The 26,408-nt window shown below is 67.9% G+C and carries 29 protein-coding genes and 1 pseudogene; 11 read left to right on the top strand and 19 right to left on the bottom strand.

Going from position 1 to position 26,408, the window contains the following annotated elements:
* Positions 1-2: 2 nt before the first annotated feature.
* The 7 genes from ASF08_RS22250 to croR form a co-directional block, all read right to left on the bottom strand.
* The gene (locus tag ASF08_RS22250; protein WP_056149584.1) at positions 3-1,544 is read right to left on the bottom strand and encodes a phytoene desaturase family protein; all 1,542 of its coding nucleotides are present in this window, start codon (positions 1,542-1,544) and stop codon (positions 3-5) included.
* Positions 1,545-1,725: 181 nt separating this feature from the next.
* Complete coding sequence (locus tag ASF08_RS22245) at positions 1,726-2,931, bottom strand: ABC transporter permease (RefSeq protein WP_056149582.1); 1,206 nt, start codon at positions 2,929-2,931, stop codon at positions 1,726-1,728.
* Entirely contained in the window at positions 2,928-3,905 is a 978-nt protein-coding gene (locus ASF08_RS22240; RefSeq protein WP_056149574.1) for an ABC transporter ATP-binding protein, read from the bottom strand. The genes ASF08_RS22245 and ASF08_RS22240 overlap by 4 nt, the downstream gene beginning before the upstream one ends.
* A gap of 11 nt (positions 3,906-3,916) precedes the next feature.
* Complete coding sequence (locus ASF08_RS22235) at positions 3,917-4,321, bottom strand: DUF2141 domain-containing protein (RefSeq protein ID WP_056149572.1); 405 nt, start codon at positions 4,319-4,321, stop codon at positions 3,917-3,919.
* A gap of 14 nt (positions 4,322-4,335) precedes the next feature.
* Positions 4,336-5,916 carry a phytoene desaturase family protein gene (gene crtI / locus ASF08_RS22230; protein ID WP_056149569.1) on the bottom strand — a complete coding sequence of 527 codons (1,581 nt, stop codon included), beginning with the start codon at positions 5,914-5,916 and terminating at the stop codon, positions 4,336-4,338.
* 124 nt (positions 5,917-6,040) lie between these two features.
* Positions 6,041-6,907, bottom strand: coding sequence for a TrmH family RNA methyltransferase (locus tag ASF08_RS22225; RefSeq protein WP_056149567.1), 867 nt, complete (start codon positions 6,905-6,907; stop codon positions 6,041-6,043).
* Between the two features lie 25 nt (positions 6,908-6,932).
* The gene (gene croR / locus ASF08_RS22220) at positions 6,933-7,412 is read right to left on the bottom strand and encodes a 3-hydroxybutyryl-CoA dehydratase (RefSeq protein WP_018043624.1); all 480 of its coding nucleotides are present in this window, start codon (positions 7,410-7,412) and stop codon (positions 6,933-6,935) included.
* A gap of 178 nt (positions 7,413-7,590) precedes the next feature.
* Between croR and ASF08_RS22215 the strand changes: the two genes are divergently transcribed.
* The 3 genes from ASF08_RS22215 (at position 7,591) to ASF08_RS22205 (ending at position 9,413) form a co-directional block, all read left to right on the top strand.
* The gene (locus ASF08_RS22215) at positions 7,591-8,202 is read left to right on the top strand and encodes a cation transporter (protein ID WP_018043623.1); all 612 of its coding nucleotides are present in this window, start codon (positions 7,591-7,593) and stop codon (positions 8,200-8,202) included.
* Between the two features lie 10 nt (positions 8,203-8,212).
* Positions 8,213-9,064 carry a metallophosphoesterase gene (locus ASF08_RS22210; protein WP_056149564.1) on the top strand — a complete coding sequence of 284 codons (852 nt, stop codon included), beginning with the start codon at positions 8,213-8,215 and terminating at the stop codon, positions 9,062-9,064.
* Between the two features lie 127 nt (positions 9,065-9,191).
* A complete protein-coding gene (locus ASF08_RS22205) occupies positions 9,192-9,413 on the top strand; it encodes a hypothetical protein (RefSeq protein ID WP_056149563.1) in 222 nt (73 codons plus the stop codon).
* A 3-nt stretch (positions 9,414-9,416) separates the two neighbouring features.
* Here the strand turns inward: ASF08_RS22205 and ASF08_RS22200 are convergent, their stop codons facing one another.
* Complete coding sequence (locus ASF08_RS22200) at positions 9,417-9,794, bottom strand: 4a-hydroxytetrahydrobiopterin dehydratase (protein WP_018043620.1); 378 nt, start codon at positions 9,792-9,794, stop codon at positions 9,417-9,419.
* Positions 9,795-10,048: 254 nt separating this feature from the next.
* Here ASF08_RS22200 and ASF08_RS22195 point away from each other — a divergent pair, with 254 nt between their 5' ends.
* From ASF08_RS22195 to ASF08_RS22165, 8 genes and pseudogenes are all read left to right on the top strand, one after another.
* Positions 10,049-11,041, top strand: coding sequence for an ABC transporter substrate-binding protein (locus ASF08_RS22195; RefSeq protein WP_056149562.1), 993 nt, complete (start codon positions 10,049-10,051; stop codon positions 11,039-11,041).
* Positions 11,042-11,100: 59 nt separating this feature from the next.
* Positions 11,101-11,853: an ABC transporter permease gene (locus ASF08_RS22190; RefSeq protein WP_056149561.1), complete on the top strand. Its 753-nt coding sequence runs from the start codon at positions 11,101-11,103 to the stop codon at positions 11,851-11,853.
* Positions 11,834-12,583: an ABC transporter ATP-binding protein gene (locus tag ASF08_RS22185; protein ID WP_056149560.1), complete on the top strand. Its 750-nt coding sequence runs from the start codon at positions 11,834-11,836 to the stop codon at positions 12,581-12,583. Before ASF08_RS22190 ends, ASF08_RS22185 begins: the two co-directional genes overlap by 20 nt.
* 704 nt (positions 12,584-13,287) lie before the next feature.
* Positions 13,288-13,773: pseudogene (locus ASF08_RS25945) on the top strand (outer membrane protein assembly factor BamB family protein); the annotation flags it as partial.
* 1 nt (position 13,774) lies between these two features.
* Positions 13,775-15,191: PQQ-dependent dehydrogenase, methanol/ethanol family (locus ASF08_RS22180; RefSeq protein WP_244474608.1), on the top strand; the 1,417-nt coding region annotated here is incomplete at its 5' end.
* Positions 15,192-15,325: 134 nt separating this feature from the next.
* Positions 15,326-15,931 (top strand): c-type cytochrome, methanol metabolism-related, encoded by a 606-nt coding sequence (locus ASF08_RS22175; protein ID WP_018043615.1) that lies wholly within the window; start codon positions 15,326-15,328, stop codon positions 15,929-15,931.
* Positions 15,931-16,785 (top strand): rare earth element methanol dehydrogenase accessory protein XoxJ, encoded by an 855-nt coding sequence (gene xoxJ, locus ASF08_RS22170; RefSeq protein WP_056149559.1) that lies wholly within the window; start codon positions 15,931-15,933, stop codon positions 16,783-16,785. Before ASF08_RS22175 ends, xoxJ begins: the two co-directional genes overlap by 1 nt.
* 73 nt (positions 16,786-16,858) lie before the next feature.
* Positions 16,859-17,404 (top strand): L,D-transpeptidase family protein, encoded by a 546-nt coding sequence (locus tag ASF08_RS22165; RefSeq protein WP_056149558.1) that lies wholly within the window; start codon positions 16,859-16,861, stop codon positions 17,402-17,404.
* 11 nt (positions 17,405-17,415) lie between these two features.
* Here the strand turns inward: ASF08_RS22165 and folK are convergent, their stop codons facing one another.
* The 11 genes from folK to ASF08_RS22110 all read right to left on the bottom strand — a co-directional run bounded on the left by folK (position 17,416) and on the right by ASF08_RS22110 (position 26,276).
* A complete protein-coding gene (gene folK, locus ASF08_RS22160) occupies positions 17,416-17,889 on the bottom strand; it encodes a 2-amino-4-hydroxy-6-hydroxymethyldihydropteridine diphosphokinase (RefSeq protein ID WP_056149556.1) in 474 nt (157 codons plus the stop codon).
* A complete protein-coding gene (gene folB, locus ASF08_RS22155) occupies positions 17,886-18,263 on the bottom strand; it encodes a dihydroneopterin aldolase (RefSeq protein ID WP_056149555.1) in 378 nt (125 codons plus the stop codon). The genes folK and folB overlap by 4 nt, the downstream gene beginning before the upstream one ends.
* On the bottom strand, positions 18,260-19,096 hold the full coding sequence (gene folP, locus ASF08_RS22150) for a dihydropteroate synthase (protein WP_056149553.1): 837 nt from the start codon (positions 19,094-19,096) through the stop codon (positions 18,260-18,262). Before folP ends, folB begins: the two co-directional genes overlap by 4 nt.
* 212 nt (positions 19,097-19,308) lie before the next feature.
* Positions 19,309-19,677, bottom strand: coding sequence for a hypothetical protein (locus ASF08_RS22145; protein ID WP_056149551.1), 369 nt, complete (start codon positions 19,675-19,677; stop codon positions 19,309-19,311).
* Positions 19,658-20,371, bottom strand: coding sequence for a hypothetical protein (locus tag ASF08_RS22140; protein ID WP_056149548.1), 714 nt, complete (start codon positions 20,369-20,371; stop codon positions 19,658-19,660). The genes ASF08_RS22145 and ASF08_RS22140 overlap by 20 nt, the downstream gene beginning before the upstream one ends.
* Positions 20,368-21,525, bottom strand: a complete 1,158-nt coding sequence (gene pqqE / locus ASF08_RS22135) for a pyrroloquinoline quinone biosynthesis protein PqqE (RefSeq protein ID WP_056149546.1) — start codon at positions 21,523-21,525, stop codon at positions 20,368-20,370. The genes ASF08_RS22140 and pqqE overlap by 4 nt, the downstream gene beginning before the upstream one ends.
* Positions 21,522-22,598, bottom strand: coding sequence for a pyrroloquinoline-quinone synthase PqqC (pqqC, locus tag ASF08_RS22130; protein WP_018043606.1), 1,077 nt, complete (start codon positions 22,596-22,598; stop codon positions 21,522-21,524). The genes pqqE and pqqC overlap by 4 nt, the downstream gene beginning before the upstream one ends.
* Positions 22,599-22,746: 148 nt before the next feature.
* The gene (gene pqqB, locus ASF08_RS22125; protein ID WP_056149544.1) at positions 22,747-23,646 is read right to left on the bottom strand and encodes a pyrroloquinoline quinone biosynthesis protein PqqB; all 900 of its coding nucleotides are present in this window, start codon (positions 23,644-23,646) and stop codon (positions 22,747-22,749) included.
* 44 nt (positions 23,647-23,690) lie between these two features.
* Entirely contained in the window at positions 23,691-23,780 is a 90-nt protein-coding gene (gene pqqA, locus ASF08_RS22120) for a pyrroloquinoline quinone precursor peptide PqqA (RefSeq protein WP_018043604.1), read from the bottom strand.
* 181 nt (positions 23,781-23,961) lie between these two features.
* Positions 23,962-24,666: a response regulator transcription factor gene (locus ASF08_RS22115; RefSeq protein WP_018043603.1), complete on the bottom strand. Its 705-nt coding sequence runs from the start codon at positions 24,664-24,666 to the stop codon at positions 23,962-23,964.
* Positions 24,663-26,276: a sensor histidine kinase gene (locus ASF08_RS22110; protein WP_056149543.1), complete on the bottom strand. Its 1,614-nt coding sequence runs from the start codon at positions 26,274-26,276 to the stop codon at positions 24,663-24,665. Before ASF08_RS22110 ends, ASF08_RS22115 begins: the two co-directional genes overlap by 4 nt.
* Positions 26,277-26,408: the final 132 nt, after the last annotated feature.

Genomic DNA, 26,408 nt, shown 5'->3' with positions numbered 1-26,408 from the left:
GCTCACGCGCTCTGCCGCACCTCGCCGCGGGTGTCTCCGCCCTGCGCGTCGGAATCGAGCGCGTCGGCGGCGATCCAACCCGACATCATCACCATGGGCATGCCGGGGCCGGGATGGGCCGCGCCGCCGGCGAGATACAGGCCGCGCACCTGCCGCGAGCGGTTGCCTGGCTTGAACGCGCCCATGAACTTGCCGTGCGAGGCGAGGCCGTAGATCGCCCCGTTGAGCACCTTGTAGCGCTCGTGGATGTCCTGCGGCGTCAGATGGCGCTCGACGACGATGCGCTCTTCGAGATCCGGCATGTGGCCGGTGCGCTTGAGCTTGTCGAGGATCACCCGCCGGTAGGCCGGGAACATTGTCTTCCAGTCGTGATGTGGCCGAAGATAGGGCGTGTGGACGAGGACGTAGAGGGCCTCGCCGCCCTCCGGTGCCACGCTCGGATCGGTGGAGGAGGGGGCGGCGAGATAGGCGGTCGGGTCCGGAGCCGGCTCGCCCTTGCGGTAGATGTAGTCGAACTCCTCCTCCGGATCGCGGGAGAAGACGAAATCGTGGTGGTTCAGGTGCTCGTAGCGCTTGTTCAGGCCGAGATAGAGCACCACGCCCGAACAGGCCGGCTCGAAGCTCTTCTTCTCGTAGGCCTTGCCGACATCGCCGCCGACGAGCTCGCGGTAGGTCCGCACCGAGTCCATGTTGGAGATCACCGCGTCGAACGGGGTGATGCCGGCGGCGGTCTTCACGCCCTTCACCGTGCCCTTCTCGATGGCGAGCCCGGTGACCTCGTCGCCCGGCCGCAGGGTGGCGCCGAGTTCGGAGGCGAGCTTCGTCAGCGCCTCGGCCACCGCGCGGGTGCCGCCCATCGGGTACCAGACCCCCTCGGCGGTCTGCATGTGGGCGATGGCGCACAGCACCGCCGGCGCGCCGTAGGGGGACGAGCCGACATATTGCACGAAGTGGTCGAGCATCTGCGCGAGGCGCGCATCCTTGACCTTCGAGCGGATGGTGCCGGCCACCGACGAGCCCATGCGCAGGGAGAGCACGTCCCGCAGGGTACCGGGATTCATGTTGGCGCGGATGTTGATCGTGTCGAACAGATCCTCCACCGGCTTCCAGAAGAAGAACTTGTTCGAGACGTCGTGCAGGTGCTCGGAGATCTCGAGGAACTTCTTGTAGCCCTCGCCGGCGCCGGTATTGGGCGCGAAACGCTCCATGTCGGCGGCCATGGTGGGCACGTCGGCCATGAGGTCGAGATGGGTGTCGTCGTCGAAGAAGCAGCGCCATTGCGGATCGAGGCGGCGCAGGTCGAGGTAGTCGTGGATGTTGCGGTCGGCTTCCTGGAAGATGCGCTCCAGCACCTTCGGCACCGTGAGGATGGTCGGGCCCATGTCGAAGCGGAAACCGCCCTCGTGCAGCACCGCCGCCTTGCCGCCGAGCCAATCGTTCTTGTCGTAGAGGGTGACTGTGTGGCCGCGCGCCGCGCTGACGCAGGCCGCCGCGAGGCCGCCCAACCCTGCGCCGACCACGGCGACCGAAGACCCGACCCGCATGTTCATCGTCACTCCCTGGGCCCGGCCGATGCCATGCCTCACGGATGAAGCTAGACCGGATCGCCGCGCGGTCAACGCGCTAACCGGTCGCGCCATCGGAGTTATCGCCCATTTCAGGGCCGGGAGCGGGGATAGGAGGTCCGGCTCGGCCAGTTTCGGGTTCGAGGTGACGCTCGCTGGCTCACACCACCCGGCGCGCCACCAGACCCACGGCCGCCACCAGGCCCAAGGCCGCCACGGTGATCATCACCCCCCAGGCCGGCATCGCCGCGGCCATGCCTTCGCCGAGCGCCGTCTGATAGGCCTCGATCGCCCAGGCGTTGGGGGTGAGCCAGCCGACCTGCTGCAGCCAGGGCGGCATCAGGAAGCGCGGCACCATGCTGCCGCCCACCGCCGAGAGCAGCAGGACGCCGAAGGTGGAGGCGAGATGCGCCTGCTGGCGGGTGTTGGCGGCCGCGCAGGCGGCGAGCGCCAACCCCGCTGCCATGGCCGAGACGAGGAACGAGGTGACGATCCAGGCCGGCCAGTGCGGGCCGATCTCGACCCCGTAGACCAGGGCGGCGGCGGCGAAGATCAGCCCGGCCTGGACCACGCCCTGGATCACCAGGAACAGGAACTTCCCCACTACCACCACGGCGAGCCCTCCGGGCCCGGCCATGAGCCTGTCGGCGAGGCCCGATTGCCGCTCCTCCACCAGGGACATCGCCCCCTGCATGGCCGCGAACAGCAGGAACACGGCGGTGATGGCGCCGGCATAGTAGCTGACCCGCTCGTTGGTGCGGCCCGAGGCGGTGCTCTGGCGCTCCACCAGGGAGGCGAAGGAGAACGGCTCCTTGCGGGCGCGCTGCTCGGCGAAGGCCGAGTTGAGGAAGGCGCGTTCGTCCGGCCCGATCTTGCCCGACCGTTCCACGTCGGCGACGATCCGGGCGAGGACCACGTCCGGCAGGGCCTCGTTGAGGATGCGCTGCAACTGGCCGAGCGCGATCGGCGTGGCCAGTGCGCGGGCGGGGTTCTCGATGAGAATCACCGGCTGGGCGGCCTCGGGCGGGGCTCCGGCCACGGGCGCGTCGAGATCGCCGCGCAGGACCAGGGCGGCGTCCACCTCCCCGCGCCGGACCGCGCCCGTCGCCCCGGCGAGATCGGTGGCCTTCAGCCGCTCGATACGCAGGGAGGTGTCGGCCTCCAGGGCCGCCATCAGCCGCTCGGTGGTCGCCGTGCGGGCGAGGTCGACGAGACCGAGATGGATGCGGATCCGGTCGCCGATGGCGCCCGAGAAGATCGCGGCGAAGATCATGAAGATCACGGTCGGCAGGACGAAGGCCATGACCAGGGCGGCGCGGTCGCGCCGCAGGCTGATCAGCATCACCCGGAAGGCGGCGGTGATCATGCCTCGTGTCCCGTGTGGAGGGTCAGGGGCCGGTCCGGTCCGGCGCGGTCGAGGGCCTCGCGGTAGATCGCGTCCAGACCCGGCGCGCGGATGCGGATTTCCCCCACCGGCACGCCTTGCGCCCGCAGGCTGCCGAGGAGCGCGGTTCCGTCGAGCTCGGCCCGGTGGCTCGCCCGCCAGGTCAGTCCGGTATCGATGGGGGTGAATCCCGCCCGGCGCAGGGCCGCCACGGCGTCCGGGCCGGCGGGATTGGTGAGCGCCACCTCGTGCTCGGGAACCTCCGCGCGGATGCGTTCGAGGAGGAGGGCGAGCCGGCCTTCATGGATGAGCCGCCCGTCCGCCAGGATCGCGACACGGTCGGCGAGGCGTTCGGCCTCGGCGAAATCGTGGGTGGCGATGAGGATCGCGGCGCCCTGCTCCCGCAGGCGGGCGAGCACCGCATGGATCGCGGCGCGCGCGTGCAGATCCACTCCCTGGGTCGGTTCGTCGAGGAGGACGAGGCGCGGCCGCGCCATCAGGCTCGCGGCGATGTTGGCCCGGCGCTGGTAGCCGCCGGACAGGTGGCCCACCGGACGCCGCGCCACCTCGCCGAGATCGGCCAGATCGAGGGCGGCCTGGACTGCCGCCTTGCGCTCGCGCCGGCCGATCCCCGAGAGCTGTGCGAAGACGGAGAGGTTCTCGGCCACGGTGAGGCGCGGATAAAGCGCGATCTCCTGGGGCACCCAGCCGATGGCGCGCCGCGCCTCGCGCTCACGGAACGGGTCGGCACCGGCGATCCGCACGGTGCCGCTCTCCGGCGGCAATCGTCCGGCCACGATGCGCATGAGCGAGCTCTTGCCGGCACCGTTCGGGCCGAGCAGGGCGAGGGTCTCTCCGGCCTCGATCCGGCAATCGACGCCGCGCAGGACGCGATGCCCGCGATAGGCGAGGGTGGCGCCCCGGACCACGACCAGGGGCTCCTGTCCCGGATTCATGAGCGGCGGGGTCAGCGGGGTGGCAGGGCGCGGACGAGGCGTACCCGCACCGCGACCCCGGGCTCGCGCAGGGTGAAGCGCGCGCGGCTGAAATCCGGGCGGGCACGGCCCATCTCGCCGGAGAAGCCATAGGGTTCCAGCGGCAGGCCGAGGCCGGTGCGGTCGAGGCGGCGGTTGCCGTCGAGATCCTGGTAGGCGGCGACCGCGTAGATACCGGGCTCGATCCCGGTGAGGATCACCCGCCGGCTGCGGCCGTCCGCCGGGACGTCCTGCCCGTTGCGGCATTCGGCCTCCGACAGGCCGCCCTGGCACAGGGCGACGTAGACCGTGCCGGCGCCGGGCTCGATCCCCTCCACCAGCACCTCGACCGTGGCCGCTTGCGCGCCGCCGCAGGCCAGGGCGACGGTGAGGGCCATCGCGAAAACGCCCCTCACGAAGCGTCGCCCGACGTGGCGAGCGGCTGGGTGGTGGGGATGCCGGCGGCCTCCGCGCCGACGCGCCCGGCGGAGAGCTCCTCGATGAGGAGGCGGGCGGTGATGCGCGCGCCCTCGTAGATCACCGGCAGGCCCGAACCCGGATGAGTGCCGCCGCCCACGAGGTAGAGCCCCGGTCCGAAGCGGTTGTGAGGGCGGAAATACAACATCTGCATCAGGTCGTGGGCGAGGTTGAAGGTGGCGCCCTCATACACGAAGAAATCGTCCTGCCATTGCGACGGGTCGACGATGCGCTCGTAGCGGATGCGATCCTCGATATCGTCGAGGCCGAGCAGCTTCAGCCGGTCGAGGACGAGGCGGCGGTAGCTCTCACGGGTGGCGGGCCAGTCGATCCCCGATTTCAGGTTCGGCACCGGCACGAGGACGTAGAGGCTGGTATGCCCGGCCGGCGCCATGCCGCCATCGGTGTAGCCCGCGTGCTGGACATAGAGCGAGGGCTGCATCGGCAGGGTGCCCTCGGTGATCTCCCGGATGTTGCGGGCGTATTCCTCCGACAGGAAGATGGTGTGGTGGCCGAGCCCCGCCGGCACTTTCCCCTCGATCCCGAGATACATCATGAAGGTCGAGCAGGAGAGGCGGGCCTTGTCGATCTTGGCGTCGCGCCAGCGCGGGCGGTGCGTCTGAGGAACCAGATCCTTGATCACCTTGGCGAAATCGCCGTTGATGACCACGGCGTCGGCCTTCAGCGTCTCGGTCCCGCAGACCACGCCGATCGCTTTCTTGCCCTCGAAGAGCACCCTGTCCACCGAGGTGCCGAGGCGGATGTCCACGCCCATGCGGCGGGCGAGCCCGGCCATCGCCTCCGACACCGCGCCGCAGCCGCCGACCGGATGGTAGACCCCGTGCTCGTATTCGAGGAACGACAGGATCGTGAACAGGCTCGGGCAGCGGAACGGCGACATCCCGAGATATTTGGTCTGGAACGCGAAGGCGAGGCGGACCCGCGGGTCCTTGAAGTAGCGCTGCAGGTCCTTGTCGACGCTGCGGCCGGGATGGAGATGGGGCAGGGCGGCGATCATGGCCGGGGAGGCCATGGCGCGCAGGGTGTGGAAGGCCTGTTCCAGCACCGGCTTGAAGAATTTCAGCTTCACCCGGTTGTCGGCGAAGAATTTCCGGACGTTCCTGGCGTCGTCCGGGGCGATGCGGGCGACCTCGGCCTCCAGCCGCTCCATGTCGTTGGTGGCGCGGATCTCGCCGCCCGCCTCGAAGACGAGGTGGTATTGCGGATCGAGCCGTTCGAGCTTGACGTGATCTTCGAGCCGTTCGCCGCAGGTCTCGAAGATGTCAGCGAGAATCTGTGGATAAAGGAAGAAGGTCGGGCCGATGTCGAACCGGTAGCCGCCGGGGGCCTCCACGGTCTTCGTCCGGCCTCCCACGGCCGGGTCCTTCTCGACCAGGGTGACGTGAACGCCGGCGCGGGCGAGAAGAAGTGCCGTCGCCAATCCCCCAGGACCGGCGCCGACGACGATGACGCGGCGTCCTGACAGGGTCCGCAGGCCATCCCGTGACTGAAGCAACGCAATCAACTCCCTCGTCGACGACCTCCGATGGGAAACCTCCCATGCGCCAGGCGTATCGGCATCCGTGCCAAGCTCAAAGCCCGGATTCGGGGATGCCACCCATACCGGTCTAGCTTGCCGCCTAATCTCGACCGGCGGCAGGGGCGGGACAATTGCCACGGATTGTCGCGTGTCCGCATGAAGGACGCTGCATGGCCAGATGGTGGAGCGCCAATGCCCCGGCGGTGGCCACGTTCAGCGAATCGAAGCCGGCGGCCATGGGGATCCGCACGGTGCGGATCCGCGCCATCAGGCCGTGCGACAGGCCCGGCCCCTCGGTACCGAGCAGCAGGAGCGTGCGGGGCAGCGGCGGCAACTCGGCGAGCACGTCGTCTCCCCGCGGGCTGAAGGCGAGGGGAACGAGGGCGTTGGCGTGCGCGAAGCCCAGCATCGCCTCCGCGTCGAGGCGAGCGAAGGGGACGGTCAGCGCCGCGCCGGCCGAGACCCGGATGGCCTTGCGGTAGAGCGGATCGCAGGTGGCGGGGTCGAGGAGCACGCCGTCGGCCCCGAAGGCCGCGGCGTTGCGGAACAGGCCGCCGACATTGTCGTGGTTGGTCAGCCCGACGAGGCCGGCCACGAGGGCAGGGGCCGGAGGCGGGGGAAGGGCGAGGGGAGGCTCCGCTCCGCGCACCCCCACCGCCATCACGCCCCGGTGGATCGGGAAGCCGGCGATGGCGCTCATCACCGCCTTCGAGGCCGTATAGACCGGCACCGAACCGGGCAGGGCGGCGAGCGCATCGGAGAGGGGCGCCACCCGCTCATGGCTCAGCAGCAGCGATTCGGGCGCGAACCGCGCGGCCCCCGAGAGCAGCACCCGCAGGGTCACCTCCCCCTCGACGATGAACCGGCCCTCGCGCCCGACGAGGTCGCGCTCGCGCATGGCGGCATAGGCGGCGATGCGCGGATCGGCGGGGTCGTCGATGGGGATGGGTGTCACCGGTGGCCGCATCCTGTGCCCTGGCGGACGATGGGCGCTACGCGCTCGCGGGACGTCCGCCCATGCGGATGGCGAGCGGGTCCGCCTCTTCCCTGGTGGGCACCTTCACCAGAGCCTCGCCGTCGAGCACGACCTCGCCGGCGACGGAGCAGGTGCATTTGAGCCGGGCGCGGCGGCGCTCGGGGACGAGTTCCGCCACTTCGACGGTGACCTGAACCGTATCGCCGATGCGGACCGGAGCGCGAAAGTTCAGGGTCTGGCTGATGTAGATGGCGCCGGGGCCGGGCAGGCGGGTGCCGAGCACCGCCGAGATCAGGCCGGCGGTGTAGAGGCCGTGGGCGATACGGGTGCCGAAGGGCGTGCGCGCCGCGAAATGCTCGGAGAGGTGGATCGGGTTGCGGTCGCCGGTGATCTCGGCGAAGCCCACCACGTCGGAGGAGGAGATCTCCTTGTTCAAGGTTTCGGACAGGCCGACTTCGAGATCCTCGAAATACAGCACGCGCAGCTCTGGCATCATCGGTCGGTCTCCCCCGCCTCACGTCGTTGTCACGGGCATGATCCCGCGTCTGACGTGTCGCGTCGCACAAGCGGTGCTGCAAATCCAGCGCAAGGACATCGAAAAATCGGCGCTCGACAGGTGTGTCGTACCCAGTCCAAGAGGCGAAGACCTGCCCGCGAGCCGACCCTGAAAACCGATGACCGACGCATCCGCCCCGGCGATTCCCATCTCCCTGCGTCCCGTCGTCCTCCGGGTGGCGGGGCTGAACCTCGCCTATTTCGGCGTCGAGATCGCGGTGGCCGTGGCGATCGGCTCCCTCGCCCTCATCGCCGACAGCCTCGACTTCCTGGAGGACGCGGCCCTCAACCTGCTGATCTTCGCCGGGATCGGCTGGAGCCTGCGCAACCGCGCCCGCCTTGGCATGGTCCTGGCCGGCATCCTGCTGCTGCCCGCCCTCGCCACCGCCTACGCCGCCTGGGAGAAGGTGGCGGACATGGCCCCCCCCGCGCCATTGCCGCTGACGCTCGCCGGCCTCGGGGCGCTCGCCGTCAACCTCACCTGCGCCGTGATGCTGGCCCGCCACCGGGACGGGGGAGGAAGCCTGACGCGGGCGGCCTATCTCTCCGCCCGTAACGACGCCTATGCCAATCTCGCCATCATCGGCGCCGGCCTCGTCACGGCGTTGACGCTCTCGCCCTGGCCCGATCTCGTGGCGGCGGCCGGCATCGCCGTGCTCAACGCCGATTCGGCGATGGACATCCTCAAGGCCGCCCGCGCCGAGTGGCGCGCGGCCCATCCAGCGGCCTGAGAGGTCTCCCTTGCGCCTGTTCCCGATCTCCGACCTGCATCTCGAGCGCCGCCGTCCGGAAACGATCGCCCGGCCGGACGCGCCGTTCGACGTCCTGGTCTGCCCGGGCGATCTCTACGAGGGTCGACCGGAGGCCGGCCTCGCGGCGCTTCGCGGGATCGCGCAGGGACGACCCATCGTGCTGGTGCCGGGCAACCACGAGCATTATGCGCCGACCGGCGATTCACGCACCGCGCCCGCGCTGATCGCCGCCCTCGAGGCGGAGGTGACGCGGATCAACGACGAGGGGGAGGGCGCTCCGGTCCACCTCCTCAACCACGGGGCATGCGTCGTCCTCGACGGCGTGCGCTTCGTCGGCACCACCCTGTGGAGCGACTGGGCTCTCGCCGACCGCTGGCTCGACGAGACCGTGCCCGACCGCCCGGCCGATCCCGTCGCCTATGCCGCCGCGCGGATGACCCACCCGGTGACGGGCTCGCGCGAGTTCCGTGGCTCGATCCGCAAGGGAGATGGTAGCGTCTGGTCGCCGGCCGACGCCATGGCGGCGCATCTGGCGCAGAAGGCCGAACTCGCCGCCGCCCTCGCCGCGCCGCATGCCGGCCCCACCGTGGTCGTCACCCACCATCCGGCGAGCCCGCTGGCGGCCGACGCGTTCCGGGCCATCCCCGGCGTGCCCTGGTGGGTGCCGGCCTTCTACGCCACCACCGCCCTCGACGACCTGCCCGAGGCGAGCCGCCCCGACCTCTGGGTCTCCGGCCATTTCCATGCCGGCCACGACCTGCGCATCGGCCGCACCCGCTGGATCGCAAACCCGGTGGAGGGGGGGACGTATTCGGCCGAGCGGTTCGTGGAGGTAGGGTGAGGGGCGGGCGCGGCCGGCCTCGGCTCTCGGATCGTCTTTCGAGAGCGCGCGTCCCGCGAAACCTCCTCCCCCCGCCCTACGTAGGGGCTGGCAGGGGCGCCGCCCCGTGCCAGGATCGGAGTCGCCCATGAACACCTTCATCGCCGTCGTGCTCGTCTGCGCCAACGCGATTCCGATCGAATCCTGCTCCGACGACAGGGCGAGCGAGGTGCGCAAGGTCCGCGTCTCGAACGAACTCGGCTGCACCAACGGCTGGCAGGAGATCATCTCCCGCACCGACATCGGCGAGGAGATCGGCAAGACCGCCTACCTCAAGACCGAGTGCCGCCGGGTGAAGGAGGCGCAGTGACCCCTATTTGTCGTATTTGATGTAGGCGAAGCGCGCGTCGGTGGGCGTGCCCTCGAGGCCCTGGCCCTCCGTGCCCGGTTGCCAGCCCACCACCTCCTCGATCTTCTTGGCCAGGGCGAAGTCCTTGTCGGTGATGCCCTTGGCGGCGTGGTTCATCAGCCGCACCTCGACCCAGGCATAGGAGGCGGTGAGGTCCGGGTGGTGCCAGGCGGCTTCCGCGAGGTGGCCCACCGTGTTGATGACCATGAGGGTGCTCTTCCAGCCCGCCGTCTTGTAGGTCCGCCGGATCCAGCCGTCCTCGTAGGTCCAGGCCGGCAATTCGGCGGCCAGACGCTCCGAGATGGTGGCGTCGTCGAGGGCGTCTTCGCGCGATCCGGCCATGGCTGCACGTCCTTTGAATGAGTGGTGGTGGTCGAGGAACTCTGCGACGCGCCGCGTGTCCGGGCAAGGCCGGCGGCAAAGATCTCCGGAACCGCGAATGCCGTGGTCGCCTGCGACGTGGTGGCCCTGCCCCCTCCGGCAGCCGATCGGATCTGTGGACGCCGGGGGGGCGAGACCCTATGAAGAAAGAACAATAGTTCGTCGGTCCCGGATGCCGGGGCCGGATACGGGCCGGTTCCAGGGAGACGACGTTCATGCTGTCACGGCGCGGAGTGCTCGCGACGGCTGCGCTGTGGCCTCTGGCCGGGTCGGTGACGGCCGCGGCCGCGGCCGCCGCTCCCGCAATCCGTGTCGGAAGCCTGCCCTTCGGCACCGTGGCCTGGGAGGCGGCGGTGATCAAGGCGCGCGGGCTCGATGCCGCCAACGGTTTCACCCTCGACGTTGTCAAGCTCGCCGGCAACGATGCCGCCCGCATCGCCTTCCTCGGCGGACAGGTCGACACCATCGTCGGCGACCTGCTCTGGGCCGGGCGCCTCGGCAACGAGGGCAGGGCGATGCGCTTCATCCCTTATTCCACCACCGAGGGCTCGCTGATGGTGCCGGCGGGCAGCGCCATCGCCGGCCTCAAGGATCTCGTCGGCAAGCGGCTCGGGGTGGCCGGCGGACCGCTGGACAAGAACTGGCTCCTGCTCAAGGCCCAGGCCAAGGACGCCGCCGGCATCGATCTCGAATCGCAGGCTCAGGTCGCCTACGGCGCGCCGCCGCTCCTGGCGCTCAAGCTCGAACAGGGCGAGCTCGACGCGGCCCTGCTCTACTGGACCTATTGTGCCCGTCTCGAGCCGAAGGGCTTTACCCGCCTCATCGGGTCGGACGACATCATGCGCGCGTTCGGTGCCACCGGATCCATCGCGCTCATCGGCTACCTGTTCGAGGGCGCCACCGTATCGGACAAGGCCGAGGCCATCGCCGGCTTCGCCCGCGCCGCTCGCACCGCCAAGGAGATGCTGGCCAACGATCCCACCACCTGGGACGTGGTGCGGCCGCTGATGTCGGCGGAGGACGAGCCGACCTTTGCGGCGCTCAAGCGTGATTTTCTCGCCGGCATCCCGCGCCGGCCGCTCGCCACAGAGCGCGCGGATGGCGAGCGCCTGTTCGGCGTGCTGGCCAGGCTCGGCGGCGAGCGGCTGGTGGGGGCGGGCAAGACCCTGCCCGCCGGCCTGTATTTCGACGGGGCCGGAAACGGTTGAGCCGCGTCACGCCCTCCCCCGCGGTACGCTGAATCGTGGCCCGGCCCGGCGCGAACGCCATGGGAGAGGCGACTCGGGGAGTGGCGACTCGTCTCGTCTCCGTGCTGGTGCTGCTCGCGGCCTGGCAAGTGGCGGCGTCATTCGCGGAATCGCGGCTCCTGCCCGCGCCCCTCGCCATCCTCGATTTCATCGTGAAGGAATCCGCCACCGGCGACCTCTGGCGCAACGTCGGCATCACGTTGACGCGGGTGGGCGTCTCCTTCTTCTTCGCCATGGGGCTCGGGGTGCTGCTCGGCATCGCGCTCGGCCGCTGGAAGGCGCTCAACCTCGTCCTCGATACGCCGCTCCTCATCCTCCTCAACACGCCAGCCCTGGTGATCACGGTGCTGGCCTACATCTGGGTCGGCCTCAACGAGAGCGCGGCGGTGCTGGCGGTGGTGCTCAACAAGTTGCCCAACGTGGCGGTGATCGTACGTGAGGGCGCGCGCGGCCTCGATCCGGGGCTCGAGGAGATGGCGCGGAGCTACCGTTTCGACCGCCGCACCTGGATCGCCCACGTCCTGGTGCCTCAGCTCCAGCCTTTCGTGGTGGCCGCCGCCCGCTCCGGCCTGTCCCTCGCCTGGAAGATCGTGCTGGTGATCGAGCTGCTCGGGCGTCCGAACGGGGTGGGTTTCGCCATCAACTTCTACTTCGTCCAGAGCCTGAACGTGGCGGCCATCATCGGTTACAGCGTCGTCTTCATGAGCGTGATGATCGCCATCGACATCCTCATCCTCCAGCGCCTCGAAGCCCATGTCCGACGCTGGCGCTGAGAGGGCGGACGCGCTCTCCGTCTCCATCCGCAGCAAGGTCTACGGAGCCGGCGGCCCGGAGCCGGTGGAGGCGGTGCGCGATCTCTCCTTCGTCATTCGCCGGTCGGAGATCGCCTGCCTCATCGGCCCCTCGGGCGCCGGCAAGACCACGACCCTGCGCATCCTGCTCGGACTCGACGACGCCTATGACGGCGCGGTGACCCCGGACCCACGCGAGGCCGGAATCGCCATGGTCTTCCAGGAGCCGCGCCTCCTCCCCTGGCGCAGTGTCGAGCAGAACGTCCGCCTCGGCCTGCCCCGTTCCGAGCGGGGGCGCGATCTCGACGCCCTGTTCGAGTCCCTCGGGCTGACGCCATGGCGCGGCCGCTATCCGGGAAAACTCTCCCTGGGGATGGCGCGCCGCGTGGCGCTCGCCCGTGCCCTGGCCCTCCGTCCCCGCATCCTGGTTCTCGACGAGCCCTTCGTGTCACTCGACGACAGGGCCGCGGCGTCCCTGCGGGAGATCGTGGTGGCGACCGTGGCGCGCGAGGGAATGAGCGTGCTCATGGTCACGCACAACGTGGCGGAGGCCATCGAGATCGCGGACCGGCTCCTGCTCGTCTCGGCGCGCCCGGCGAGCCTGCTCGCTGCCGTCGCCCTCGACCGGCCCCGAAGCGAGCGCGATAGGGCTTGGGCGGAAGCGATGCGGGAGGATCTCGCGAATCGTTTTCCGGGCGTCATCGCCGCCTGAATGCGCTTTCCCGGTGGCAGGGGAAGCGCACGATATCGCCGACGCGACATTATGCACATGTGCTCGGCGTTTAGGCCGCTCTCGGTGGCGTCTACGCAGTCATGCGGCGAGACAACGCAGCGCTCGATCGAATGGCGCCCAACCGATCCCGAGACATGCACGGCCAGCTCAGGATTTGCTGGCGAGAATTGCATGATAATTCATGCCGGTTGAGTTTGAGTTTGGCCTCGTATCGAACGGAGCGACCGTTTTATCGAACAATCTTCGTCAGTTCAGGGGGTGACTGGCATACCAAGTGGCCTGCATGCGCGTGACGCATAAGAAGCGCCCGAGTCTTTTAAATGCTTTTGTCTTGAGGTTTCTCGATTTTGCAGCGCAACATTTTAGGGTGCGCTCGCTCAGATCACGGTCAACGAAGACGTTCGTTCACCAGGTCTTGATGCCGCCTGAGGTCAAGCTTGCTCAATCGAGTTGACGCCGCCGCGATTTTTCTTAGAGTTCATTCAAGCTTCGGTTCGAAGGGGCGCCGCAAAGGGGTAGCGGCGACCGGGAGAGCAAGCGGTGGTTTGGGCGAAAATCTCGCGGAAACAACTGCTTAGGAAACTCTATCGAAGTGAACTATCCCTGTCGCAAATAACAGGTCGCACAAGTGGGGGCAGGTTTCGCTGCTCTCCAGGCGTGTCAAAGACTTGTCGGAGGAATGCATGAGAGCGGTCCATCTTCTCGCACTCGGCGCTGGTCTGGTGGCTTCGGCCCCCGCCTTCGCCAATGACGACGTCCTGAAGCGCTCGGCCGATCCGGCCCAGCAGGTTCTGCAGACGGTCGATTACGCCAACACGCGCTATTCGAAGCTCGACCAGATCAACGCCAGCAACGTGAAGCAGCTGCAGGTGGCCTGGACGTTCTCGACGGGCGTCCTGCGCGGCCACGAGGGTTCGCCCCTCGTCGTCGGCAACATGATGTACGTCCACACCCCCTTCCCGAACATCGTCTACGCCCTGGACCTCGACAAGGACGGCGTGATCGTCTGGAAGTACGAGCCCAAGCAGGACCCGTCGGTCATCCCGGTGATGTGCTGTGACACGGTCAACCGTGGCCTGGCCTATGCCGACGGCGCCATCATCCTGCACCAGGCCGACACCACCGTCGTCTCGCTCGACGCCAAGTCCGGCAAGGTGAACTGGTCCGTGNCCGTGGCCTGGCCTATGCCGACGGCGCCATCATCCTGCACCAGGCCGACACCACCGTCGTCTCGCTCGACGCCAAGTCCGGCAAGGTGAACTGGTCCGTCGTCAACGGCGACCCCAAGAAGGGTGAGACCAACACCGCCACCGTTCTTCCCGTGAAGGACAAGATCATCGTCGGCATCTCCGGCGGCGAGTTCGGCGTGAACTGCCACGTCACTGCCTACGATTCCAAGACGGGCAAGAAGGTGTGGCGCGGCCACTCCCAGGGCCCCGATGCCGACATGATCATGGACCCGGAGAAGACGACGTCTCTCGGCAAGCCGGTCGGCAAGGATTCCTCGCTGAAGACCTGGGAAGGCGATCAGTGGAAGACGGGCGGCGGCTGCACCTGGGGCTGGTTCTCCTACGACCCCAAGCTCGACCTGATGTACTACGGTTCGGGCAACCCCTCGACCTGGAACCCCAAGCAGCGTCCGGGCGACAACAAGTGGTCCATGACCATCTGGGCGCGTAACCCCGACACGGGTGCGGCCAAGTGGGTCTACCAGATGACCCCGCACGACGAGTGGGACTACGACGGTATCAACGAAATGATCCTCACGGATCAGAAGGTCGACGGCAAGGATCGTCCGCTCCTCACCCACTTCGACCGTAACGGCTTCGGCTACACCCTCGATCGCGCCACCGGCGAGCTCCTGGTCGCCGAGAAGTTCGATCCGGTGGTGAACTGGGCCTCCAAGGTCGACATGGACAAGGGCTCGAAGACCTACGGTCGTCCGCTCGTCCAGGCCAAGTACTCGACCGAGCAGAACGGTGAAGATACCAACTCCAAGGGTATCTGCCCCGCGGCCCTCGGCACCAAGGACCAGCAGCCTGCTGCGTTCTCGCCGAAGACCAACCTGTTCTACGTGCCCACCAACCACGTCTGCATGGACTACGAGCCGTTCCGGGTGTCCTACACCCCCGGTCAGCCCTACGTCGGTGCGACCCTAGCCATGTACCCGGCCCCCAACAGCCACGGCGGCATGGGTAACTTCATCGCCTGGGACGGCGTCGCTGGTAAGATCAAGTGGTCGAACCAGGAGCAGTTCTCGGTGTGGTCGGGCGCCCTCGCCACCGCTGGCGACATCGTGTTCTACGGAACCCTCGAGGGTTACCTGAAGGCCGTTGACTCCAAGACCGGCAAGGAACTCTACAAGTTCAAGACCCCGTCGGGCATCATCGGCAACGTGATGACCTACCAGCACAAGGGCAAGCAGTTCGTCGGCATCCTGTCGGGTGTCGGTGGCTGGGCTGGCATCGGCCTCGCGGCCGGTCTGACCGACCCGAATGCCGGTCTCGGCGCGGTGGGTGGCTATGCTGCTCTCTCGAACTACACCAACCTCGGTGGTCAGCTGACCGTCTTCGCGCTCCCGAACTAATCGGTCGCACGAAGCCTGAGACGATAGGGTGCCGGCGCGGGTTTCCGCGCCGGCACCTTTATGATTAGATCGTTATTAAGAACACTTCGAACGTCGACCGAACGGGTCGACGGTTGCTCCTGGGAGAAACGTCGTTGCAGTACCAAAGCAAAGCCGCCATCCGTCCGCTCGTGGCCGCCCTCGTTTTCGCATTCGCCTCCGCCGGTGCCGTTCAGGCCCAGGACGCCAAGCCCGCCGATCCCGCCGTGGCGAACCAGCTCGATCCCAATGCTCCTGAGAAGGACGCCAAGCTGATCGACAAGTATCAGGCGGTGAAGGTCGAAGACGGCAAGTATTTCGACAAGGATGGCGCCCCGACCTACCACATCACCAACGACGGCAAGAAGTTCGACTGGTACGCCTATTCCGGCTACCGCCGCTATCACGCCGAGTGCCACGTGTGTCACGGTCCCGACGCCATGGGTTCGACCTACGCACCCGCCCTCAAGGATTCGCTCAAGCGCCTGTCCTACGAGGAGTTCGTCGGCATCATCGCCGGTGGCAAGCAGGACATCAGCTCGAGCGGCACCAACGTGATGCCCGCCTTCGGCGATAACAAGAACGTGATGTGCTACGCCGACGACCTCTACACTTACCTGAAGGCCCGCGCCTCCGGTGCGATGCCGCGCGTGCGTCCGACCGACAAGGAAGACAAGCCGGAGGCCGCCAAGAAGGCCGAGAAGGAGTGCCTGGGCGGCTAATGGCTCGCTTTGGCTCCTTCACAACGACGGTTTGCGCGCTCCTGCTGATCTCGGCAGGGGTGCGCCCCGCATCTGCGCAGTCGCTTCCCGATCTCGTCACCACCGATGTCCTGCGCGTCTGCGGAGATCCCGGCAACATGCCGTTCTCCCAGCGCAAGGAGGACGGGTTCGAGAACAAGATCGCGGCAATCCTCGCCGACGAACTCAAGGTCAAGCTCCGCTATTACTGGCTGACGCAGGGGCCTGGATTCGTCCGCAATACGCTGGGCACCGGCCTGTGCGACCTGATCATCGGTTCGGCCGCCGGTGGAGAACTCGTCCAGCACACCAACCCTTATTATCGCTCCAGCTACGCCCTGGTCACCCGCGACGGTGATCTCGAGGGCGTGACGAAGCTTGACGACCCGAAGCTCAAGGGTAAGGCCATCGGCGTCATCGGTGGCACGCCGCCCGTGAACCGGATGGGCGAGGTCGGCCTCATCGCGTCGATGAAGGCCTACGCACCCTACCAGCTCGATCCCTCGCGCAAGTACCAGACTGTCTCCGCCGAGGTCATCGGCGATCTCGCCGAGAATAAGATCGACGCGGCGATCCTGTGGGGGCCGGCCGCAGGTTGGCTCGCCAAGCAGAGCGGTGTCGCCATGAAGGTCGTACCGCTACTGCAAGAGCCGGATCGTCCTGCTCTCACCTTCCGCATCGCCATGGGCGTGCGGATGGAGGAGAACGACTGGAAGCGCAGCCTCAACACGATCCTGCGCAAACGCCGGGCCGATATCGAGAAAGTCCTGCGCGACTACGATGTCCCGTTGCTGGAGGACGAAGGCAACAAGCTCCTCGAGCCGGCCGCGCCCTGAGATCGGGCCGGGGCCGGTCGTCACGATCGGTGGAGTTTGCTAAGAGCCTCCGAGATCGAGGGGAGGGGTGGCGATGGAGCGATGGCGGATCGGCCTTACGGTCGCAGCTCTTGTCGCCATCGGCGCGGTGGGGATCGTGGCGGCCGATCGCGCCCAGATTGGCCGCGTCGCTCCGGATCTCGTCGCCGAGACCGAGCGCGCCGACCGCGTCCTCGTGGAGAAGTCGGCCCGGCGCCTGACCCTGTTCCGAGAAGGGCGAGTCCTCGCGACCTATCCCATCTCCCTCGGCTTCTCTCCCATCGGCCACAAGCAGCGGGAAGGTGACGGGCGCACGCCGGAGGGGCTCTATTCCATCGCCTATCGCAACCCCCTCAGCGTTGCCCATCTGTCCCTGAAAGTGTCCTATCCGAACGAGGCCGATACGAAAGCCGCCCGTGACGGCGGCTACGAGCCGGGCGGCGACATCATGATCCACGGGATCATGAACGGCTTGTCCTGGCTCGGCCGGCTGCACCGGCTCAAGGACTGGACCAGCGGCTGCGTCGGCGTCGCCAATGACGAGATGGCCGCCATCTACGCGCGGGTGGATGTGGGGACGCCCGTCGAACTGCGGCCCTGAGCGGCCGGATTTCAGTCCCGCACGATGCCGGCGGTGTCGAGCTTCGACAGGGCCTGGCTCACGGTCTCCGGCCCGATGACGAGATCCGGGGCGATCTCGGCGAGCGGAACCAGGACGAAGGCGCGTTCCCGTACGAAACGATGCGGCAGGACGAGACGCTCGTCCGAGATCGCCGCCCCTTCATACGAGAGCACATCGATGTCGATGACGCGCGGTCCCCAGCGCCGCTCCCGCACCCGACCCATGGCGGTCTCGATAGCGAGGCCTGTCTCCAGCAGGTCGTGCGGGGTCAGGTCGGTCTCGACGGCGATGGCCGCGTTGAGGAACCAGTCCTGGTCCGTATCGCCCCAGGGAGGCGTGCGGTAGTCGCTGGAGCGTGCCGTGAGCCGGATGCCCGGGCTGGCTTCGAGCCGTCGGATCGCCTCGGCGATGGTCGCGGCCTTGTCGCCGATATTGCTACCGAGACCGAGATAGGCGGTACTCATCGTGCCAGTCCCGCGCGGCTGCGCAAGATCGAGATGGCGACGCCGTCGATCACCGCCGGGACCGGCGCGCTCGGCTTGTCGACGCGCACGACGATGCTGTCCACGCCCTCGAATCGCTCGAGGATCTCGGCAGCGATGGCCTCGGCCAGAGCTTCGATGAGGGCGAAGCGCCGGGTGGTGGCGATGCGCACGACGATCTCGGTGAGATCGGCATAGCTCACGGTCTTCGCCATGTCGTCCGACAGGCCCGCCGGCCGCAGGTCGATCCGGCAGTCGAGGGAGATGTAGAAGCGTTGGCCGATCCGCGCTTCCTCTTCGAGGAGGCCGTGATAGGCGAAGACGGCGATGCGTTCGACGAGAATGCGGTCGGTCATGAGGCTGTCCGCATCACGGCGTCGACCACGCGGAGGGCGTCGACATGGGGAGCCACGTCGTGGACGCGGACGATGTCGGCCCCCAGTGTGGCGGCGAGGACATGGCTCGACAGCGAGCCGATCAGGCGGTCCACCGGCTTCGTCTCGGCATCGTGCAGGCGCCCGAGCATCGATTTGCGCGAGACGCCGACGAGGACGGGAAAGCCCAGCGCCTTGAGTTCCGGCAGGCGCCTCAGGGCTTCGAGATGCTGGGCCCAGCTCTTCCCGAAACCGATCCCCGGATCGAGCACGATGTCCGCGTCCGGGATGCCGGCACGGCGGGCGATGTCGAGGGAGCGCTCGAAGAAGCGCAACATGTCGGCCACGATGTCGATGGCGGGATCGATGGCCTCGCGATTGTGCATGACCATGACCGGCGCACCATGGGCTGCGGCCACGCGGGCGATGTCGGGCTCGCGCTGCAGGCCCCAGACATCGTTGACGATGCGCGCGCCGGCAGCCAGCGCCGCATCGGCGGTGGACGCCTTGTAGGTGTCCACCGAGATGGGGACCGCAAGGCGCGGGGCGAGATTCCGGATGACGGGAAGGATGCGCGCTTGCTCCTCCTCCGCCGACACGGGCGTATGACCCGGGCGCGTCGATTCCCCGCCGATGTCGACCAGGGCCGCTCCTTCCGCCACGAGGGCATCGGCCTGGGAGCGCGCCGCTTCCACATTCTCGAAACGCCCCCCGTCCGAGAAGGAATCCGGGGTGACGTTGAGGATGCCCATGACGAGCACGCGCTCTCCGAGATCGGGCAGGAGGGCTTTCAGGATCGGAGGAGAAGACGTCACGGGGGCTCTTCGACGAGGGATCGATCTCTATGCTGTAGACTAGGACGATGCCATTCTTCCACCTCATCCTGAGGTGCCGAAGCATAGCGAAGGCCTCGAAGGAGGCCTTCCGATCGCGCCGCGAGCGCGGGAAGGCTCCTTCGAGGCCGCTTCGTGTCACCTCGGGATGAGGGAGAAGGTGGGATCGCCGTATCCGAGAGGGGTCGAGCCGGTCACACCCCGCCGCGATAGCAGCGGATTTCGGCTTCGGCCTGGGCGCGGCGCAGATCCGCGACCTTGTCGTCGAATACCTTCGTCGAGCGGAACTCGTTCGAACGGGCGCCGATGCCCTGGCGCATGGACAGGACCGTGCTCGCCTGGACGTATTTGTCATAGGTGAGGATCGACGCGAGGGCGTCGATGGAGCAGGAGCAGCGCGAAAGCGATTCCCGCGACTGCCCGTTGGCCGCCATGCAGCCGAACACATAATCCGCCCGCGCCTCGGTGGGGTAGTCGTTCTCGCTGTCTGCCGCCTGGACGGGAGCGCCGGCGAGGCCGAGCATGAGGGCGAGAAGGCCGCCTTTAACCAGCGTTCGGATCATAGGTCAGGTTCTCCTGGAGAAGTTCGCCGCCATCCGCCGTCTTCGACTGCGCCTCGATCGAGAGCAGTTCGCCGGGCACGGCGGGCGACGTCACGAAGGTGTATTTCAGGTTCTCGAGGCCGCGCATACGGTCCTTCATCTTGTCGTCGAGGAAGGGCTGCACTTCCACGCGCCAGGCATCCACTGTCTGTCCCTTCACGGTGGCGGTCGTCGCGGTCACGGTCGCGTTGTCGCGCAGGGCCTTGCGGATGCCGTTCTTGATGTAGCGCGGGTTGGCCGAGAGCACCTTGGCGAGGTCGATGAGGTGATGCTCGAGGAAGAGCGTCATCACCGGGTTGCCGGGCATGTCGTTGAACGGGCCGGCGGGGAATCGGTTCGCGCCCGAGAACATCTGCACGCGGATCGTCCGGTTCTCCGGCGCCCCGCCCGGCTCAATGTTGAGCTTGATCTGGTCGTCCATGGTCGGGCCGAACGGACCCTTGGAGATGCCGCTGCGCCGGAGATACGCGTAGGTGAGGGTCGAGCCCGGCGCCACGTTCTTCATCTGCGGCTCTTCGAACAGCAGGTCCGAGGCATTGGGCGTGGTGGCGGTGTTGGCCTTGGTCACGGCGGGGGCATCTGCCGGGGGCGTGCCCTGCGCCAGGGCGGGCAGACCGGCAAACGACAGGGCGAACGCGACGAGAACGGGCTTCACAGGGGAGCATCCTCTTTCAGGGGCGGCGGCGCAGCGCGGTCCACGTTGCTGCCGATCGTCCGGTAGACATAGTCGGGCGGCGTCTCGGCCGCCTCTTCCGTGGCGAGTTCCCGCACCTTCGCATGGAGCGGAGAAAGCGAGCAGGCCGGGTCGGTGGCGGCGGCATCGCCGGCCAGAGCCAGCGCCTGGCAGCGGCAGCCGCCCCAATCCTTCTCGCGCCGATCGCAGGAGCGGCAGGGCTCCTTCATCCAGTCCGTCCCGCGATAGGCGGTGAAAGCCGGGGAGTTCGCCCAGATATCGGCGAGCGAATGGTCGGAGACGTACCAGAATTCGAGATGCTTGATGGTCTCGGCGGCGTGGCAGGGGAGCACCTTACCGGCCGGCGTCACGTTCATCAGCTTGCGGCCCCAGCCGCCGGCGCAGGCCTTGGGGTATTTCGCGTAGTAGTCGGGAACGACGAGATCGATGACGAGCTGGCCCTTCAGCCGCTCGCGCGCCGCCTCGACGATGCGGATCGACTGATCGACCTGGGCCTTGTCCGGCATCAGGGCGGCGCGGTTCACATAGGCCCAGCCGTAATACTGGGTGTGGGCGACCTCCAGGCGTTTGGCGCCGAGCTTGACGGCCAAGTCGATGAAGCCCTCGACTTCGTGGATATTACCCCGATGGATCACGGAATTCAGCGTCAGCGGCAGGCCGAGCTGCGTCACGCGCTCGGCGAAGGCGAATTTCTGCGGCTGAGCGTTTTTCAGGCCGCCGATTTTCTCCGCGTTGGCCGCGTCGACGCCTTGCACCGAGAGCTGCACGTGGTCGAGGCCCGCATCGTAGAGGGCGTCGAGCTTGGCCAGGGCACCGCCGACGCCCGAGGTGATGAGATTGGAATACAGGCCCAGCTTGGCGCAGGTCTGGGTGATCTCGACGATGTCGCTGCGGGCCGTGGGCTCGCCGCCGGAGAGGTGGACATGCAGCACGCCGAGACCCGCCGCTTCCGTCAGCACCCGCTGCCACGTCGCCGTGTCCAGCTCGCCCGAGCGCCGGTCGAGTTCGAGCGGGTTCGAGCAATAGGGACAGCGCAGGGGACAGCGATGGGTCAGCTCCGCGAGGAGCCCGACCGGAGCCGGCAGGGAAGGGGTATTCGGCGTGATGGCGTTCATCGCTCCAGAACCCGTTTCGTGGCGAGGTCGTTGAGCATGGCCAGGACGTCGGCCTCGATCACGTCCGGGTCGGCGGTGAAGGTCTCGGCGAGCTTCACTGCAATGTCCCGCACGCTGCGCTGGCCATCGACCAGCGACAGGACCGCCACGGCATTGGCGTCGAGGTCGAAGGTGCGCTCGGGCGCCAGCAGCACATGCTGACCGCGGACCTCGTCGTGGCGCAGGCGCACGCCACGGGGCAGGCGTGGCACGTCGCCCGACCGGACCGTGCCGGTGCCGGCCGCCTGCGCCACTTCGGCGACGAGGCCGGTGCCGGGCGTCCAGGCATCCGGCGGGGTCATGCCCGGAGCCACATAGGAGAAGTAGAGCGCGTCGAGCTGCGTCCAGAGCACGTTACACTTGAAGGTCAGCGCGGCCATGGCCTGACGCTGCAGTTCGGGCGTGGTGGCGTGCTGCTTGACGTAGTCGATGGCGAATTCCGCATCGCGCGGGGCCTGGGTCAGGCGCTTGTCGAAATAGGCCAGCGTGTCCTTGGTGATGAAATCATAGTTCTTCAGCATCCCGGCCACGCGCTCGGAGATGATCGTCGGCGAGAACATCTCGGTGAGCGAGGAGGCGATGGCCTCCAGCAGCGAGCGCTCCTTCACGAAATGCACGTAGGCATCCACCGAGAAGCGGGTCGCCGACAGGATCCCTTGCGTCGATTCCACGTAGTCGCGACGGAAACCGACGCCCTCGGCGAGTTTCAGCCAACGCTCGATACCGCCGTCTCCGGGCGCGTCGCCATCATGGTCGACGATGCGCTGGCGCCACACGCGGCGCAGGCTCGCATCCTCCATGCGGGCGAGCACGGCGGCGTCCTTCACCGGGATCATCGCCTGGTAATAATAGCGGTTGAGCGCCCAGGCCCGGACCTGATCCTTGTTCAGCTTGCCGTCGTGCAACAGGCGATGGAACGGATGCAGGTTGTGATAGCGCCGTGCGCCGATGTCGCGCAACGCCGTCTCGAGTTCCTCGGGGCTGAGCAGGCGCTGGGACGCGTCGGTCTTGGGCGTGGGGAAGGGCGCGGTCATGGCGTGGCTCGGCGTTTCGACGAAGGGCGACGGTCGGAACTTTTCTTACAGATGGCGCCGACAGCCGTGAAGACCACGGATAACGAACGCACAATCCCATTGGACACAATATAAGGCGGCGGCATTAAAATGCCAGCCGTGCATTCGGCTAGAGTGACAGGGTCAACCCGTCATGGGCCACTGTCCAGCCCTCGGCCTCCACCGATCTCCGTTCGGCGGAGCCCTCCACCAGCACCGGATTGGTGTTGTTGATATGGACGAAGACCCGGCGGCCGATCTCCACCTCGGCCAGCGCCGCGATCGATCCGCCCTGTCCCGTCATCGGCACGTGGCCCATGCGCCATCCGGTCTTCACGCCGACCCCGGCGCGGATCATGTCGTCGTCGAGGAGCACCGTCCCGTCGAACAGAAGCGCATCGACGCCCGAGATGCGTTGCTTCAGCCCGTCCGTGACGCGCGCGCAGCCGGGAATGTAGGCGAGGCGGCGCCCATTCCCCTCGATCATCGCGCCCACCGTCGTCTCGGTCTCGGCGCCGATCTCCATGGTCTCGTCCTCGAGCCAGAGCGGCACCTTGCCCGGCACCGCGAACAGCGTGACGGTGAGGCCGGGGACCGGTTCGAACGCGTGGTCGAGCGCGATCTTCTCGCGCGTCACCACGTCGGCCGCCATCACGTCGAAGACCCGGTTGGCGTTGACGGAATCGAGGATGCCGGAGGTGGCGTAGAGTGTGTAGGGCTGGCCCTCGCGCAGGGTCAGCAACCCCGCCACGTGGTCGACATCGCCGTTGGTGAGGAGCACGGCATGGATCGGCGAGTGACGCAGGCCCTCCTGCGGATGCATCGCCGGATTGTCGAAGAGTTGCTGCCGGATGTCCGGGGAGGCGTTCACCAGGAGCCACCGCTCGCCATCGGGCGACACGGCGATGCTCGACTGGGTTCGTGGGCGCACCCTGGAGGAATCCTCCCGGGCGAGCGAGCAGATGGGGCAGCGGCAATTCCACTGGGGAAGGCCGCCGCCCGCGGCCGAGCCGAGGATCACGACATGCATGGCTGAACCGGCGCTGCCTCGATCCTCACGCGCGACGCGATATCTCAGTTGAAGGTGTCGATCTCAGCCGACTCGTAGCTGGTGACTTCCATGCCGACACAGATCTCGGAAACGACGGGGGCAGCCCAGGTCATGGTGTTTCTCCTCGGTATGTTTCTTGGACGTCAGCAGCATCCGGATCTCGTATTAAGGAGATCCTAAGACACTGACGGCGCAGTCATTTCTGTCGCGGGAGCTATATCGACAATTCCACCGGACTCTTCAAGCGATAAATTGCCGGATCGTCCCGCGATACGGCGAGAAAACGCATCACGCTCAATGGCGGAAATCTTGGCCCCGCAGGTCGAGCATGAAGCCGCGCCCCCGCACCGTGACGATGACCGGACCGCCGAAGCGGACGAAATCCGAGAGCTTGGTGCGCAGGTAACCCACGTAGACGTCGACGACATTCAGCGACAGGCCGCCCTGGCCGGCCCAGAGCTTGTCGAAGATGTCCCCGCGCGACACCGGCTGGTTGGCCTTGTCCATCAACAGGGCCAACAACTCCGATTCGCGGGGCGTGAGGCGCGCGGTCGCATCCCCGAGGGAGACCTGCCGGATGTTGAGATCGAGGACGAGCTTTCCGGCGGTGACGATGGTGCGCGGCTGGTCCGATTCCTTGCGGCGCAGGAGGTGCGTCTGCAGGCGGGCCAGCAGCTCGTCGAAAACGAAGGGCTTGACGATGTAGTCGTCGGCCCCGAGCGCCAGGCCTTCGGCCCGGTCGCGGACCTCGTCGCGGGCGGAGAGGAACAGGATCGGGCCGGGATAGCCGCCCTCACGCAGGGAGCGGCAGACGTCGTGGCCCGACCCGTCGGGCAGGGTGATGTCGAGGACGACCGCACCGGGTGCCTCGTCACGGGCGGAGGTGAGGGCGTCGTCGACGCAGCCGGCCACCCCCACGGAGAACCCTTCGGCCTCCAGGCCCCGCGCCAGCATGGCCCTGATGTCGCTGTCGTCCTCGACGATGAGCACTCGCGTCATGCGGCGCCGTCCTTCCGCTTCGTTTCTCGTCCGTCCTCGGGATCGAGGTCGAGGACGGGCAGGACGAGCGTCACGCGCGCGCCCGTCCCGTCCTCGCCGGCCCCGAGGTTGATCGCCCCATCATGGCGCTCCGTCACCCAGCGCGCCAGTGCCAAGCCGATGCCGAAGCCCGATTCCCCCGAATGGCCTTCCCGCCGGAAGCGTTCGAACAGGTCCGCACCGGCCGCCGGAAAGCCAACCCCGTCATCCGTCACCGTGATCGTGGCCGAACGTGCCTCGTCGACGGCGAGTGCGACCACCACCCGTGTCAGCCCCGTGGCGTGCCGCAGGGCGTTGTCGATCAGGCTCTCCACCACCTGCCGCAGCCATTCCCGGTCAGCGAGAAGCGTCGCGTCGCGGGGGGCGGGGTCGAGGATGAGGCTCACCCGCCGGCGCGCCGCCTCGGAGGCGGCGCTGTCCACGGCGTCGGTGAGGATGGCGAGGGCGCTTGCGGCGCGCCGGTCGAGCTCGATCTGGCCGGATTCGGAGCGCGCGACCCGCAGCAGATCCTCGACCCGGCGCTGCAGGCGCAGCGCCCGCTTGCGGATGGTGGCGAAGACCGGGGCGTAATCGACCCCCGCCCGGCCTGCCGAGCGGGCGGCGATGTCGCATTCGCCGAGGATCACGGTGAGCGGCGTGCGCAGCTCGTGGCTGACATCGGCGAAGAAGCGCCGGCGCGAGCGGTCCACTGCCTCCAGGCGCTCGTTGGCGGCGCGCAGGTCGGTGGTCCTCGCCTCCACCGTGTCCTCGAGGGCGGCGCGGTCGGCGGCGAGCCGCCCTTCGCGTCGGGCGAGGCGTGCGGCCATGCGGTTGAAATTCGCCACCAGCAGGCCGAGCTCGTCCCGTGTCGCCACGGAGAGGCGCGTGTCGAGCTCACCGCGCCCGACGGCACCCGCCGCCTGTCGCACCGCCTCGATCCGCGCCAAGGTCGGCCGGGTCACCGCACGGTACAGGACGAAGACCAGGGCCAGTGCCAGGATGACGGCGGCGAGCGACGCGATCCGCAGGGTCGCTGAGAGCTGGCGCGCCTCGTCCGAACCCGCGATCATCGAGCGGCGCTCCACCTCGATGAGGAAGGAGAGCGGCTGGCCGGTCATGGCGCCGAACCCGTTCAAGGCACCGCGGATGGAGTTGCGCCGCTGATCCTCCTCGGATTGGCGCAGGACCTGGGAGACCTGCCGGTCGAGGATGGCGCGGGCCGAGCGGAGCTGGGCCAGCGGTCGCGTGCGCGCGGCGTACTGCATCCGGTCGAGGGGATTGTCGCTGACGGCGATGCTCTTGCCCAGCGCCTCGTCGACGGCGACGAGCGCCCGGTCGACATTGGTGCGGGCGATGGCGAGCCCTTCGGGCTGGGCATCGGGGTTGCTCACCGTCTCCAGCGCGGCGAGGCCGTACTGGGTCATGCGGCCGGACAGTTCCACCAGGAGTTCGAGCCGCGCCTGCGCCGCGAGCGTCCGGTCGATGGTGCGCTCGGCCGCGCCGATGGAGCCCAGCACCCCGAGCGCCGCCAGGATCACCAGCAACGCGGCGCCGCCGAGCAGCAGCGCGAACCGGACCTTCAGAGAGCGCATCGCGTAGGGCCGCCCGTGTCTCGCCGTTTCCTCGGGCGCGAGCGATAGCGCAATCCGCCCCGGCGTCCAGGGCCATAACGCTCAACGGTCCTTGTCCCGGCCGCTCGCAAAAGCGCATCCTCTCTCCCCGCA

This window comes from Methylobacterium sp. Leaf85, from assembly GCF_001422125.1.
In the GTDB taxonomy this organism is placed as follows: domain Bacteria; phylum Pseudomonadota; class Alphaproteobacteria; order Rhizobiales; family Beijerinckiaceae; genus Methylobacterium; species Methylobacterium bullatum.
This window is presented reverse-complemented; position numbering and strand designations above follow the sequence as displayed.